Consider the following 15,193-nt stretch of genomic DNA (forward strand, 5'->3'; position numbering starts at 1 on the left):
TTTGTCATTTTTGAAATGGGTAGCTGAAATGGGTAGTTGAAATTGATAGCTGAAATTGATAGCTGGTGATAGACCGATTCTTTATTCTTTAAGGTCGATTTTCGTAAGCCTAGCAGTGCAGCCTGTATTTATATCAAGTCTTGAGTGATAGAGATTCTAAATCTCTTCGGGCAAATCGCGTCTGAAAAATTTAATAGAGCGAAAGCAATCGGGAACCCTTTCTGCACTCCTCTTCTACACTCCCTAGATTAGGTGCCTATGAGTCCTACTCCGGATCTTCCCCATGCCTCAAATCTCTCTAGCGCCGCCCTCCGGTCTGGTCGGGGGGCGATCGCCCTCCACTCGACAACGCCCCAACAGCAAGCCCTCTACGACCGACTGCAAGCCTTTTCGCTCGACCAGCCCGGCGCAGCGCTCAGCTTTAGCCAGCGCCTTGCTCGCGACAATTGTTGGTCTCTGAACTATACCCAGCGAGTGATTGAGGAATACAAAAAGTTTGCGTTTTTGGCAGTCTGTGCAGGGCATCCCGTCACGCCGTCGGATCAGGTAGACCAGGCATGGCATCAGCATCTCACCTACAGCCGCTCCTACTGGGAGGTGTTTTGTCCACAGGTGCTGCAAATGCCGCTGCACCACGAGCCAACCCAGGGCGGCCAGACCGAACACCACAAATTTAACGACTGGTATCGCAAAACCTTGCAGAGCTACGAAGCCTGGTTTGGGGAAGCACCGCCCCCAGACATCTGGCCCGATCCGAGCCTGCGGTTTGGGCGAGATTTGCAATTCCGCCGGGTCAATGTGCAGCAGCATTGGGTGCTGCCTCGACCAGACTGGGCAGGCCGGTGGGCGGCGATCTGGCAGTCTGGCTGGCGGTCTGGTTGGCAGTTTGTGCAGCAGTCTCCGGTGGTGCTGGGTGGCCTGGTGGTGCTGGCATTGAGTCTAACAAGCTGCGCGGCGATCGCCCCGATTCCCAACCCGCTAGATCTTCGAGGGCCAGAGTTTTTGCAGTTTTATCTCTTCGTGCTGGGCAGCACGCTGCTGGTGGCATGGGCGCTGCGTCGATGGCTCCGACAACCTGGCAACGTGGAGGGACAGTCGCTGCCGACGCTCGATCCCTACGACGTTGCCTATCTGGTGGGTGGGGCAGATCGGGCGATTGATACGGCAATTGTAAGCATGGCGCGATCGCAACTCCCTGCTATCGATGCCCAGGAGGGATTCCTGGTGCCGCTGGTTGCGCCGGAGCCGTCGCAGCACCCGCTAGAGCGGGCGATTCTGGAAAGCATGAATGGCTCAAAAGCCACGGTACAGAGCCTCCGTCGGAATAATGCGCGGGCGACCGAAACCCTGCGATCGCGCCTACAGGCGCTTGGACTGGCTCTGTCGCCCGCCCAGGCTGCCAAAGCGCGACTCTATCCCGTGCTGCTGCTGCTGTTGCCGCTGTTGCTGGGCATTGCCAAGGTGCTGGTCGGCCTTTCGCGGGGGCGGCCCGTTGGGTTTCTGCTGATGATGATTGTGGTGTGGCTGGTTGTTATCGCAATATTCCAACTGCCGCCTCTATCGAGTCGGTATGGCGATCGCGCTTTGCAACAGATCCGAGCGACTCATCAATCCGCCATGACGCTCCGCACCCGCGACCTCAGCGCCGTGCAGCAAACTCAATTTCTGTTCCTCATTGCCCTATCCGGAACCACCGCACTACGCGGCAAAGAGTTTGCCAGCTTACGGGCTGCACTCTCTCCTGTTTCCAGCACCGGAAGTGGCAGTGGATATTTGTCTTCCTGGGGGAGCGATGGCTGGAGTGGTGATGGGGGCGGCGGCGACGGCGGCGGCGGGGGTGGGGGGGGTTGCGGGGGGTGTGGGGGCTGTGGGGGCTGTGGGGGCTAGAAACGAAGAGGAAAGAGAGAAGAGAGAAAAGGGAAGAATCTTTCTTCGGTTTTCGTTCTTTTTTCTTGTTTCTTGGGGAAGAACAGGTTTCCGTTCTTCGTTCTTCCCTCTTCGTTTTTTACATCCGCTCCAAAACTTGAATCCCCAACAGCGATAGCCCCAGCTTGATCGTGCGGGCGGTCAGGTCTGCCAGGAGCAGCCGCGAGGTGCGCTGCGGGTCTTCGGCCTGCAAAATGGGGCAGCGGTCGTAGAACTGATTAAAGGTCTTGCTGAGGTCGAAGAGATATTCGCACAGGCGGTTGGGCAGCAGATCGGCCTCCACTGCGCTCAGCACTTCGTCAAATTGCAGCAGCGACTTGGCCAGGGCAAACTCTGCCTCGTCTTGCAGCACGACCCGGCTATTGTCCCCCAGCGCCTCGAAGTCGATTCCGCCCTTGCGGCTGATGCCCTGCACCCGCACGTAGGCATAGAGCATGTAGGGGGCGGTGTTGCCTTGCAGCGCCAGCATCTTGTCGTAGCTGAAGATGTAGCTGCTGGTGCGGTTCTGGCTGAGGTCGGCGTATTTGATTGCGCCAATGCCGACGACGTTGGCCACATGGACGATGAAGTCCTCGGATTCGGTGCGGTTTTCTTCGGTCAGGCGGGCTTCCAGGTCGGCGCGGGCCCGGGCGATCGCCTCTTCCAGCAAGTCCACCAGCCGCGCCGCTTCGCCAGAGCGACTCTTCAGCTTTTTGCCATCTTCGCCCAAAATATTGCCCAGCGGTGTATGCACAAACTCCGTTTCATCGGTAATCCAGCCCGCCCGCTTGCCCACCTGAAAAATCTGGGCAAAGTGATTGATTTGTTCTGCGCCAACGGGATAGATTACCCGCTGCACCCGGTCTTCTGTCACGCGATAGCGAATCGCCGCTAGATCCGTCGTGGCGTAGTTATAGCCCCCGTCCGACTTTTGCACAATCAGCGGCAGCGGCTTCCCCTCTTTGTTGGTAAAGCCGTCTAAAAACACGCACTTCGCGCCCTGGTCTTCCACCAGCAGCCCCAGCCGATCCAGTTCTGCAATCACATCGGGCAAGAGCGGGTTGTAGAACGATTCGCCCCGCTCCTGAATCTTGGGCGACAGACCCATCAGGTCAAAGATTTTGCGATTCGTGCGATTCGACAAATCGCAGACGACTTTCCAGGCCTGAATCGTTTCTGGATCGCCCGCCTGAAGCTTCACTACCGCCAGCCGCGCGGCTTCCTGAAAGTCCGTGTCTTCGTCAAACCGCTTTTTGGCGGCCCGGTAAAACGTTGCCAGGTCGCCCAGATCGAGTTCGCCGCCCGCCAGCGCGTCGGGATAGGCCTCGCGCAAATAGGCAATCAGCATTCCAAAGGGCGTGCCCCAGTCGCCGATGTGACTTAGCCGCAGCACGTCGTGGCCGAGAAACTCCAGAATTCGCGCCAGGGCATCGCCAATGACGCAGGGGCGCAGGTGGCCCACATGCATCTCCTTGGCAATGTTAGGACTGGGGTAATCGACAATCACCCGCTTCGGGTTGGCCACGGGCGCAACGCCCAGGCGCGGGTTTGCCTGAATGGCCTTGAGTTGCGCTTCTAGGTATTCTGGCTTGAGCCGCAGGTTGATGAAGCCGGGCCCGGCTACTTCTGGCGGGTCGCATAGGTCGGATACGTCCAGATGGTCGAGAAGCTGAGAGGCGATCGCCTTCGGAGCCATGCCCAGTCTCTTGGCCAGTCCCATCGCGCCATTCGCCTGATAGTCCCCAAATTTGGGATTGCTGGCAGGCACCAGAACCGGGTCAGCATCAGCCAAGTCCGGCCCAAACGCCGCAACCAGTGCAGCTTCTAATCGGCTTCTCAACAGTGCAAGGGTGGAATTCATGGCGTTTTAGGCAGGCAGAGGAACCGAGCAGCAACCGTACAATAGGAAGAATTCTGGTGAAGCGGCTGACCCCACGTCTCAGAACGTGCTTTATCAGGATGCGCTTCATCCGTAGTGATTATAAACGTCAACTCTCCCAATCATGACGCAGACCCAGCGCGATTCGCGAAGCGATCCCTACGGGAATCGCCCCACCTCTCCTCCCGTCAGCAGACTGCCGCCCCTGGAAAGCGGCGACCACCTCTCGCGGGCCGAGTTTGAGCGGCGCTACGAGGCGATGCCCCATCTCAAAAAAGCCGAACTAATCGAAGGAGTCGTCTACGTGCCCGCTGCTCTCCGCTTTAGGAGTCATGGTAAACCCCATGCTCAGATGATGCTTTGGCTTTCCACCTATTGGCTTGCAACACCTGCCGTAGAAGTAGCAGATGCTCCAACCGTGCGGCTCGACCTAGACAATGAACCCCAGCCAGATATTGTGCTGCTGATTGACCCGGCTGCTGGTGGGCAGTCCCGCCTTAGCGAAGATGACTATATCGAGGGCGCACCAGAACTGATTGTCGAGATTGCCGCCAGCAGCGCCTCCATCGACCTCCACACCAAAAAGCAAGTCTATCGCCGCAGCGGGGTTCAAGAATATATTGTGTGGCGGAGCTTAGAAAACGGGCTGGACTGGTTCTATTTGAACGAAGGCGAATATCTTGTGCTGCCGCCCGATGCCGACGGCTTCCTTCGCAGCCGCATCTTTCCGGGGCTGTGGTTGGATGTGGTGGCGCTCTGTGGGGGAGACATGATGCAGGTGATGCAGGGATTGCAGACCGGCATCCAGTCTTCCGCCCATGCCGAGTTTGTGCAGCAGTTGGCGGCGCGGCGCAGCGGGCAGTTTTAGGAGAGGAGTCTCTGGAGTCTCTACTTTTAGGAAATGCACTTTTAGGAAATACTGCTTCAGGAAACGCTGCTTTAGGAAACGCTGCGCCAGGAAGCCCCACTAGGGAACCACATGGACTGGCGTACCAACCTGCACCATTTCAAACAGGGCAACCACGTCATCGTTGTACATGCGGATGCAGCCGTGGGAGGCAGCGCGTCCGATAGTTTCCTCGTTGGGAGTGCCGTGAAAGCCGATGGTGTTTTTGCCGTCTGTCCAGAAACCGATCCAGCGGACTCCCAGCGGGTTGCCGTGTCCTGGCGGCACGATTTCGCCCGTAAACGGATGCTGCCAGGTGGGGTGTTCCACCATGCTGATGACTTCGTAGCGACCGGTCGGCGTTTCCCAACCCGCTCGACCCACCGCGATGCGAAAGCTAGCTTTAATCTGCTCTTGCTCGTAGACATAGACGCGGCGATCGCTCAGATCGACCACCAGCGACACGGGCGATCGCCCTTCTGGTTCTGGCACAAACGGCTCAGCGGCTCCCAGCGCAGGCACATCAGGCCAGGTGGCGGCGGGCGCGATGGGGACGGCGCTGGGCGGCGGCGAGACAGGTGCTACGACGGGTTCAGTTCGCAGCGACCCCCACTCGACCAAGCTTCCCGGATTGGCGATCGCCGGACGTAGCCCCACCAGACCTACTATGGCCGGAGAAACCAGCCCCGCCGCAAACTGTATTGCTAACCGCCGAACGCCACGCACCAGCACCACCGCCTCCCCACGCAAAAACTGAGCCTAGTATAGCCCAGGGGTTGGGGATGGAAAGTCCTAGAGGGTGGGCGCAGGAGAGACACAACGCCAACCCTCCGTCTCCTTCATCGCCCTACCGCAGGCTCCTTCGCCAGGAACTTTTCCAACTCCGTCAGCGCTTCCGCATCCACCTTGGTCTGCATGGGGCAGAACTTTGGCCCGCACATCGAGCAAAACTCAGCAGTTTTATAGATATCGGCGGGCAGGGTTTCGTCGTGATACTCGCGGGCGCGTTCTGGATCGAGCGACAGGTCAAACTGGCGATTCCAGTCGAAGTGGTAGCGGGCGCGAGATAGCTCATCGTCGCGATCGCGGGCATGGGGGCGATGGCGGGCGACATCGGCAGCATGAGCAGCAATTTTGTAGGCAATCAGCCCGTTTCGCACGTCTTCGGCATTGGGCAGCCCCAGGTGTTCCTTGGGTGTGACGTAGCAGAGCATCGCGGTGCCGTGCCATCCGGCGATCGCCGCCCCAATCGCAGAGGTGATGTGGTCGTATCCGGGTGCAATATCCGTCACGAGCGGCCCCAATACGTAAAATGGTGCTTCGGAGCATTCCTCCATCTGCTTTTTCACGTTAAATTCGATTTGATCCATCGGAACATGGCCCGGGCCTTCAACCATCACCTGCACGTCCGATTCCCATGCTTTGCGCGTGAGATGACCAAGCGTTTTCAGTTCCGCAAGCTGGGCCGCATCAGAGGCATCGTGCAGGCAGCCCGGCCGCAGCGAGTCGCCCAGACTAAATGACACATCGTACTTTTTGAAAATCTCGATAATGTCTTGGAAGTGCGTGTAAAGCGGGTTTTGCTGGTGGTGGGCCAGCATCCAGCGGGCGATGATGCCGCCGCCGCGAGAGACGATTCCCGTGAGGCGATCGCGCACCAGCGGCAAATGCTCAATCAAAATTCCCGCATGAATCGTCATGTAGTCCACACCCTGCTGCGCGTGCTTTTCAATGACGTGCAAAAAGTCGTCGGGGGTCAGCTTTTCGATGTTGCCGTGGACGCTTTCCAATGCTTGATAAATCGGCACTGTGCCGATGGGAACAGGCGATGCAGCAATGATGGCCGAGCGAATCGCGTCCAAATCGCCGCCGCCTGTAGACAAGTCCATCACCGTATCTGCACCATATTTCACCGCCAGTTTCAGCTTATCCACTTCTTCTTGTAGGCTCGAAGAATTGGGCGACGCACCGATGTTTGCATTCACCTTGCAGCGGGTGGCTATGCCAATCCCCATCGGCTCCAGGTTCACATGATTCACATTGGCAGGGATGATCAGCCGTCCCCGCGCCACTTCCGAGCGAATCAGTTCCACAGGCAACTGCTCGCGCTCAGCCACAAACTGCATTTCTTCCGTCACAACGCCTTGTCGAGCAAAGTGCATTTGAGACACGTTGCTCTGTCCGCGTCGCTTGGCGACCCAGGATGCTCTCATATTTAGTTCCTCAGATAAACAGCTTCCCTCCGCTGGTGCTAACCAGTCTCAGGTTCTCAGGGTGTAATCTCAGCCTGAATCGCTCAGGCACCCCTAGCTGCGTTTGTTATACCATTCCTGGCAGGAGAATCCAAGAAACCGATTGCAAAACAGAGGAATTCTTTGCAAAACGTTCGATCGCAGGTGTTCAGTCCTGGTCGCGTCTAGTCCTGGTCGCGTCTAGTTCTGGTCGCCTAGTTCTGGTCGCCTAGTTCTGTTCACCCAACTGGGCTTGCTCCATGCTGTCCAGCAGCGGACTATTCCGCAAAATGGAAGGTTGCGCCAGCCGCTGACCGTCTGCCACAAGGACTGCGCCTTCGCCAGCCTCATCTCCGCCACAGGCAACGGCCCGCAGTTTGGCATAAAACGCCGACGCTTCAATGCGGGGAATAATCGGCACGTACTGATGGATTGGGTTCTGGGCCACGCTGCCCCGCCCCCACCAGCCGAAAGCGTCTTCGTTCTCGGTTGGGCCTGGCTGGTCTTCGGTTGTCGCAGCTACGTTTGTTGCAGCTATATTGCTCGGCTCCGAAGCCTCTTGAGGGTCTAACGGAGGGGCTGATTGGAGGTTTGGTTGAGGGTCTAGTCTAGAGTCTAATTGAGAGTCTGAACCTGAGGAGTCTGCGCTCGGATCAGACTGATCCGCAGGCAGTTCAGCGTCTGCGAGTTCAGATTCGCTGGGTGGGGCGATCGCCCTATCCACAGAACCAGGTTCATCCAGTGCAGACTCCGAAGAAAATACGGAGGTGGATTGGTTTTGGCGAGCAGGCGTTTGAGAAGCGGTTGATTGAGAAACCGATGATTGAGAAATAGTAGCACTGGCTGAGGGAGCCGCCGAAAACCCGCCGAATCGACCGCTCACCACTCGTTCAAAATCTGGCGTGTAGTGGGGAATGGGCTGTCCCCGCCGCCGCCACACGGCCAAGATTTGCCCCACTGATACGGCTCGGTAGCGTCCTTGATACAGCGCTTCGACGATGGCTGCCCGAATCCAGTGTGCCGGGTGGTTGACCGCCCAATAGCTCACCAAATAGTCCGCCGCGAAGCCGTCCATGTCAAACCCGTAGCCGTTGAGCAGTGCCACGGCATCCAGAATGGCGGGGTCGCGGGCTGGATGAGTCATAACGCTTAGTATCGTCGGGAAATCCGCCAGTATCGGGATTTTGGCTTGCTTACACCATATCCCAAGAAATGAAATGCTGCATCTATCTTGCAATAGTCGGCAATGATATCGACTGAGGCCGTTGCCTTTGCGACTGTTTTTGCGATTGTTTTGGCGACTGTTCTAGAGGGACGGGTCTACTGACGGATCTCCGATATCTGCACCTACGATATCTGCACCTACGGCAGTTGCCAGATCTGGCAGCCAGGGCAAATCCGTGACACCCGGATCAAGGCCCAACTGTGATAGCAGCGTAGTGATCTGTCCTCGGTGGTGCGTTTGATGGTTAAACAGATGCACCACTAGTGTCCAAGTCGGCAGCGTATGCGTTTTGCCATCAGCCTTGCTGTGAAATGTGAAGGGTTGTGCCAGCCAGTCGGCTGTAATCCTCTAAACCCAGATCAGAATTTCCTTGTCGCACTGTTCCCGTGCCTGTCGCAGTTCGTCAAAATTCTCATAAAGGTCTTGCCCAATTGCCAAACCCGTCAGAGGTTGATGGGTAAACCGTCCTAGCCAAGCGCGATCGCCATACAGCAAATGATTCAGCGTGCCGTGAATAGACTTGAAAAATGCGCCCCGATCTTGACGGCGATCGCCATCAGACATCTCAGCGCACAGGGCATACAGCCTGAAGTTCATCCACTGGTTGTATTTCGCCATCATCTGGCAATAATCCACATCAATCATAAAGCGCCCTCCCACAAGCCTGAACGCCTTTATGCTAGCGGAACTCAGCGGCTGCCAAGAGTCTGGAGCGATCGCCTTTCTTGCAGAACTCAAGAAAACCGAACCTGAGAGTAGTTTACATTTGTTAACTTTTGCGTTACATTTATTTACATAAGGTTTTAAGGAGGTTTGACATGAGAGGAGTTGTTACCGAAGAGCAGGGCAGACAAAATATTTACGCTGTTGAGCCGCAGATGTATGTAGATAGCGAAGCGCGGACTGGCTTTACGGAATATGCAGAAAAGCTCAACGGTCGGCTGGCGATGATTGGCTTTGTATCGATGCTGCTGCTAGAAGCTCTCACGCACCAGGGATTGGTCAGCCTCCTGCAAAACCTCTAAGGTTCTGGTTGGCAACTGCTTTGAACTGAGAGATGAATTGAAGTGGGCCAGACGAGGCATTTCCGTCTGGCTCATTTTTGCAGATTCTCTTGATTACTACTGGGTCTGCTGATCCTTGAACGTTAAGGTGGACGTTCGGGTCAAGGATTGGGAATTGCCCGGATCACCCTGCCTATCCCTGATCCTTGAACGTTAAGGTGGACGTTCGGGTCAAGAGGTTTCGGCGATCGCCACCAGAGACAGCACTCTCGGCAGCACGTCCTCCGGCTGAATCGGTTTGGTGATGCAAGAATCGGCAGCGGCGATCGCGGGTGCTGCGTAGGGTGAAGCTTCATCACTTGCCAGGGCAATCACTTTCAAATGCTGGGTAATTGGGCTATGGCGCAAGTTGTGAATTAGCTCCGCGCCCGCATTTTCGGGCGACTGCACATCAACGATGACCGCATCTGGCTGGAGTAGCTCGATCTGGCTAAAGGCGGTGGAGCCTTCTAGAACCCACACCACCTGATATCCTGCCGCCGTCAGCATGTCGCAGATGATGTTGGCCGTTAGCTCATCATTTTCCACCAGCACCACCCGTCCCAAAATGGTGCGCCCCAGCCCATCCAAGGCCGGAATGGGCGCAGTTGCCTCCGCTGCATCGTCTTTTGAGCGGGCCGGAAGCTGAACCGTAAACACCGACCCCACGCCCACCGTAGAATCGACCATAATCCGCCCACCGTGCAGATCCACAAGTTGCTTGGTTAGCGCTAGCCCCAAGCCTGTGCCCTGATAGAGCCGCTGGTAGGAGCTATCAAGCTGCTGAAATTTCTGGAAGAGCAAGGGGCGCTGCTGTTCGGGAATGCCGATGCCCGTGTCGATCACCTGGAATATGGCGTATTGAGGATCGGCCATCACTCGCAGCGTCACCTTGCCGCCTGCTGCGGTGAACTTCACGGCGTTGCTGAGCAGATTCAGCAAAATCTGCTTGACCCGATGCGGATCGGCGACGAAGCGATCGCGGCTAGGGTCAATTCGCAGATCCAGCGCCAGCTCTACGCCCTGCTTCAGGGCAGTTTCTTCGACTGTTTTCATGCTCTGCTGAGCCATCATCGTCAGCGAAAATGGACTCAGCTTTAGCACGGCCCGCCCCGACTCCACCTGCGACAGGTCGAGGATGTCGTTGATGAGTTCTAGCAAGTGCTGCCCGCTGTCATGAATCGTCTGCAAAAAGCTGCGCTGACGCGGACTGAGTTCCCCCAGAGACCAGCGCAGCAGCGTGGCAGACATACCAATAATGGTGGTTAGCGGGGTTCGCAATTCATGGCTAACTGCGGCCAGAAACTCACTCTTGGCGCGATTCGCGGTCTGGGCTGCCAGCACCGCCTCCTGCAAGTCGTGGGTGCGGGCGACGACCTGCTGCTCTAGCGACGAGCGCTCTGGTTCTATCGACAGTTCAGGATTCGTGAGCAGAGCTACCAGTCGCCGGGTAAATTCCGTCTGGGCGAGGGGATCGTTGGGCTGGAGGCGATCGCCCGCCGCCTGTAGCGCCGCCATTAGGTCTGCCTCGGTCTGACACAGTTCCATCAGGGATTGCAAAAAGGTGGCGATCGCCCCCGGATCAAAGGTCAAATCCACCCGCTGCGATTCCTCGGCAGCATCCAAATCACCAGCCTGTCCGGGCACATTAGTCCCCTCAGACTGCCAGCCGCTCAGCAGCACGCTAAAGGGGCGCGACACCAGCACCATAAACTGCTTGCCATCCGGCAGTTGCGTCTGTACTGCCAGCGGCAGCGTCGTCGCCCCCAACAGCAGCGCCCCATCGCCAGAAGACTGGACCCACAGCGCCATCTGTTGAAGCAAATCCTGAAGCTGATGCAGTACTGCCAGCGGCAAAATCAGAGAATCAACCGACGGTTCGGGCGTGGGCATATGGGATGAGTGCAGCAGCGACGGAAACCAGTCTCTCTCCGCTGCCTGGAGATGAGATGCAGGGGGCACGATGGAACGCTAGACAGGAGGACTCTGGACTAGGAGTTTAACAACCGTTCATTATGGTATCCTGCGAGTCTACCTGGCGCTGGGAGGCATAAGGATTTTGAAAGATGTTCACCCCAGAGCATAGATTTTCAACAATACGATGCATCGACTAGCCGCCAGCCCTGGAGGCTGGAATCCCGACACCGAGGGCGTGATTTTTCTGGAGCAAACGCCCGCGCCTATCGTTTTCCTGACTGCCGCCGACACGGATATCCAGAGCCTTGCCCACGCCCTGCCCCACCTGCCTGCTGGCGTTCCGGCCCTGCGCGTTGCCAGCCTCCTCCAGCTTCAGCAGCAGCTCAGCATTGACACCTACGCCGAAGAAGTCCTCAGCCAGGCCCAGGTCATTATTCTGCGCCTGCTGGGTGGCCGCGCCTACTGGCCTTACGGGCTAGAAGTGCTAAAGCAAACCGCTGCCCAAACGGGCGCAACCTTGTTTGTGCTGCCCGGAGACGATCGCCCCGATCCTGATCTGCTCAGCCACTCTACCGCCCCCCTCGCTGCCGTCCACCGTCTCTGGCGATACCTCACTGAAGGCGGCCGCGAAAACTGGGTCAATGCCCTGCTATTTCTGGCGGACGAGTGCTTTGGCCAGTCCTTTAGTCCACCGCCTCCCCAGCCTGTTCCTAAGATTGGCGTGTACGCTGCTTCAGGCATTTGCAAACCGCCCAGGCAAGCGTCCAACCCCCAGCCTGCCCCAAACGTCGCCCTCCTGTTCTACCGCGCCCACTACTTGGCAGGAAACACGCAGCCCATCGAGGCGCTGTGCGAACTGCTGGCGGCGCGAGGAATGCAGCCGATTCCGGTATTTGTCTCCTCGCTGCGCGATCCAGACGTGCAGGCGGAACTGCTGACGCTGCTCCAGCCCAAGGACGAAGAAGCCGTGCAGGTGGTGCTGAATACGACGAGCTTTTCGCTGGCACGACTGGAGGACGACGCGCCGGATGTGAGCCTGTGGACCCGGCTGGATGCGCCCGTGCTTCAGGTCATTCTCAGCGGCGGCACGCGGGAGCAGTGGCAGGCTCAAAGCCGGGGGCTGTCGCCGCGCGACGTAGCGATGAATGTGGCGTTGCCGGAGGTGGATGGGCGGATTATCAGCCGGGCCGTGTCGTTCAAAACTGTGCAGACACGACATGACGGGCTGGAAACCGATGTGGTGGAGTATGCAGCGGTGGGCGATCGCCTCCAGTTTGTCGCCGATCTGGCCGCCGCCTGGGTGCGCCTTCGCCAAACGCCCCCCGCAGAGCGCCGCATTGCGCTGATCTTGGCCAACTATCCCACCCGCAACGGCCGCCTTGCCAACGGCGTTGGCCTCGACACCCCCGCCAGCACTGTCGAAATCCTGAAGGCCCTGAAGCAAGCGGGCTACACCCTGAGCGATATTCCCGCCACGGGCGACGACCTGATCCACCGCCTCACCGCCGGCCCCACCAACGACCCCGAAGCCCAGCACCGCCCTATCGCCCAATCCCTCTCCCTGAGCGACTACTGGGCCTATTTTCAAACCCTGCCGCCGACAGTGCAAACGCAACTGGGCGATCGCTGGGGAGATGGGTGGTGTCAGGAGTCTCAGGACGGCGTTCCCATTCCCGGCATCCAGCTTGGCAATGTTTTTATCGGCATCCAGCCCAGTCGCGGTTATGACCTCGACCCCAGCTTGAACTACCACGCGCCAGACCTGGAGCCAACCCATGCGTACCTGGCGTTTTATCACTGGGTGCGATCGCACTTTGGGGCCCATGCCGTCGTTCATGTGGGCAAGCACGGCAACCTGGAGTGGCTACCCGGCAAGAGCGTGGCGCTATCGGCCACCTGCTATCCCGAAATTGCCCTGGGCCCGCTGCCCCATCTCTATCCCTTTATCGTCAACGATCCGGGCGAAGGCTCCCAGGCAAAGCGCCGCGCCCAGGCGGTGATTATTGACCACCTCACGCCGCCCCTCACCCGCGCCGAACTTTACGGCCCGCTCCAGCAGCTTGAGGCGCTGGTGGATGAATACTACGAGGCGCAAAGCCTTGACCCGTCGCGGCTACCTGTTATCCGCGATCGCCTCCTAGCCCTGTTCCAGCAAACCCAGGTTTTGCAGGATTTGGGGCTAACGGCTGACTCTGCCGATTCTAGGGAAATTGAGGCGCTCCTGCCCAACCTCGACACCTATCTGTGCGAACTCAAAGAGGCCCAGATCCGCGACGGGCTGCATATTCTAGGACAATGCCCCAGCGGACGGCAGTTGCGAGATCTGGTTGTGGCGATCGCCCGCCATCCCACACCGGGATACGTCGGGTTGACAAGGGCGATCGCCGTGCGCTGGCATCTCGACCTCGATCCGCTCACTGCCGACCCCGCCCAGCCCCTCACGCCAGACCAAATCCACCGGACGCTCACCGCCCCCAAACTCGCTGCGAACCCCGCCACCCTCCGCAACGCCGCCGACCTGATCGACCTGATCGAGCAAGAAGCCGCCGCCCAGGTTGAACGAGCCATTGGAGACCTTGGAGATCAAGTTGGAAATCAAATCGGGGAGCAACATCCAGGTCATCCAGTCACAGAGCACACAGATCACGAAGCTAGGCATCCCCTCCCCCCAGACCTCTTGCCCGCCCTCCGCGCCACTCCCCAGGAACTCATCCACCTGTTGCGTGGGCTGGACGGGTGCTATGTGCCTAGTGGGGCTTCTGGTGCGCCGACGCGGGGGCGACCTGAAGTGCTGCCGACGGGGCGCAATTTCTACTCGGTGGATATCCGCGCCATTCCGACGGAAAGCGCCTGGGATGTCGGCCGCAGAGCAGCAGAGGCGCTGGTGGAACGCTATACCCAGGAACACGGCGACTATCCACAAACGCTGGGGCTGTCGATGTGGGGCACGGCGACCATGCGGACGGGTGGCGACGACCTGGCGGAAGCGCTGGCGCTGCTGGGCGTGCGGCCCGTGTGGGATGGCGCGTCGCGGCGCGTGGTGGATTTTGAAATTCTGCCTGTGTCTCTGCTAGGTCGGCCGCGGGTGGATGTAACGCTGCGAATTTCCGGCTTTTTTCGCGATGCCTTTCCCAATCTAATCGACCTGTTTCACCAAGCGGTAACGGCGGTGTCCCAACTGGATGAGCCGCCCGCAGACAATCCCCTAGCGGCGCGGGTGCGACAGGAGGCGACCCAGTGGCAGGCGGCGGGGCTGACCCCAGAACAGGCAGAAGGGCGATCGCGCTACCGAATTTTTGGCTCCAAGCCAGGAGCCTACGGCGCGGGGCTACAGGGCCTAATCGACGCGCAAAACTGGACGACCGACGCCGACCTGGCCCGCGCCTATATCAATTGGAGCAGCTATGCCTACACGGGGCAGGGCGAGGGACGCGCCGCGCCGGAAGCCCTTGAGTCGCGCCTGAAATCCCTGCAAATCGTGCTGCACAACCAGGACAACCGCGAACATGACCTGCTCGATTCAGACGACTATTACCAGTTTCAGGGCGGCATGACGGTGGCCACCCGCGCCCTCACGGGGCAAACCCCGCAGATCTATTTTGGCGACCATGCCCTACCCGAAGCGCCCAAAATCCGCACTTTGCAGGAAGAAATCGCCCGCGTCTATCGCTCTCGCGTGATTAACCCCAAGTGGATCGAGGGCGTAATGCGGCACGGCTATAAAGGCGCGTTTGAGATGGCGGCGACGGTGGATTATCTGTTTGCCTACGACGCGACGACCCGCTGCGTGGCGGACTATATGTATGAAGGCGTGGCACAAGCCTACGTGCTGGATGAAACAGTGCAGGCGTTTGTGCAGGACAAAAATCCTTGGGCCCTGCGCGACATGGCCGAGCGGCTGCTGGAGGCGCACCAGCGGGGGCTATGGGCGCAGGCTCCGGGGGATGTGCTAAATCGACTGAGGGCGATCGCCCTCCAGGCCGAGGCCCACATCGAATCTCGCCTGTAAGTCTCCCAACCCATAAGCCCCCCAACCTGCAAGCCTCCCAACCTGCAAATCTCTCGAACACAGAGATCTCGCAAAGGAAAATTCATATACGGTTCTTT

General features: G+C 58.6%; 9 protein-coding genes, 1 pseudogene and 1 riboswitch. Of the genes and pseudogenes, 4 read left to right on the plus strand and 6 right to left on the minus strand.

All coding sequences use genetic code 11. The features are described 5' to 3' along the window. The first annotated feature begins 258 nt into the window (after positions 1-258). A complete protein-coding gene (locus HPC62_RS09780) occupies positions 259-1,887 on the plus strand; it encodes a TIGR04222 domain-containing membrane protein (RefSeq protein ID WP_172355224.1) in 1,629 nt (542 codons plus the stop codon). Positions 1,888-2,005: 118 nt separating this feature from the next. On the opposite strand, the gene argS is transcribed toward HPC62_RS09780, so the two are convergent. Continuing rightward, entirely contained in the window at positions 2,006-3,766 is a 1,761-nt protein-coding gene (gene argS / locus HPC62_RS09785) for an arginine--tRNA ligase (protein ID WP_172355226.1), read from the minus strand. Positions 3,767-3,908: 142 nt separating this feature from the next. Between argS and HPC62_RS09790 the strand changes: the two genes are divergently transcribed. After that, positions 3,909-4,652: a Uma2 family endonuclease gene (locus HPC62_RS09790; RefSeq protein WP_172355228.1), complete on the plus strand. Its 744-nt coding sequence runs from the start codon at positions 3,909-3,911 to the stop codon at positions 4,650-4,652. A 99-nt stretch (positions 4,653-4,751) separates the two neighbouring features. On the opposite strand, the gene HPC62_RS09795 is transcribed toward HPC62_RS09790, so the two are convergent. The 4 genes and pseudogenes from HPC62_RS09795 to HPC62_RS09810 form a co-directional block, all read right to left on the minus strand. Continuing rightward, on the minus strand, positions 4,752-5,420 hold the full coding sequence (locus HPC62_RS09795; RefSeq protein WP_225910625.1) for a L,D-transpeptidase: 669 nt from the start codon (positions 5,418-5,420) through the stop codon (positions 4,752-4,754). 89 nt (positions 5,421-5,509) lie between these two features. After that, positions 5,510-6,883: a phosphomethylpyrimidine synthase gene (gene thiC / locus HPC62_RS09800; protein ID WP_172355230.1), complete on the minus strand. Its 1,374-nt coding sequence runs from the start codon at positions 6,881-6,883 to the stop codon at positions 5,510-5,512. A 7-nt stretch (positions 6,884-6,890) separates the two neighbouring features. Further along, positions 6,891-6,988: riboswitch (TPP riboswitch) on the minus strand. Between the two features lie 142 nt (positions 6,989-7,130). After that, entirely contained in the window at positions 7,131-8,045 is a 915-nt protein-coding gene (locus tag HPC62_RS09805) for a hypothetical protein (RefSeq protein ID WP_172355232.1), read from the minus strand. A 162-nt stretch (positions 8,046-8,207) separates the two neighbouring features. Continuing rightward, positions 8,208-8,771, minus strand: a pseudogene (locus HPC62_RS09810) (DinB family protein). A 173-nt stretch (positions 8,772-8,944) separates the two neighbouring features. Here HPC62_RS09810 and HPC62_RS09815 point away from each other — a divergent pair. Further along, complete coding sequence (locus HPC62_RS09815; RefSeq protein WP_172355234.1) at positions 8,945-9,151, plus strand: chlorophyll a/b-binding protein; 207 nt, start codon at positions 8,945-8,947, stop codon at positions 9,149-9,151. A 210-nt stretch (positions 9,152-9,361) separates the two neighbouring features. Here the strand turns inward: HPC62_RS09815 and HPC62_RS09820 are convergent, their stop codons facing one another. Continuing rightward, on the minus strand, positions 9,362-11,131 hold the full coding sequence (locus tag HPC62_RS09820; protein WP_172355236.1) for an ATP-binding response regulator: 1,770 nt from the start codon (positions 11,129-11,131) through the stop codon (positions 9,362-9,364). A 139-nt stretch (positions 11,132-11,270) separates the two neighbouring features. Between HPC62_RS09820 and cobN the strand changes: the two genes are divergently transcribed. Continuing rightward, positions 11,271-15,095, plus strand: a complete 3,825-nt coding sequence (cobN, locus tag HPC62_RS09825; protein WP_172355238.1) for a cobaltochelatase subunit CobN — start codon at positions 11,271-11,273, stop codon at positions 15,093-15,095. The last annotated feature ends 98 nt before the right edge of the window (positions 15,096-15,193 follow it).

This window comes from Thermoleptolyngbya sichuanensis A183, from assembly GCF_013177315.1.
Lineage (GTDB): Bacteria > Cyanobacteriota > Cyanobacteriia > Elainellales > Elainellaceae > Thermoleptolyngbya > Thermoleptolyngbya sichuanensis.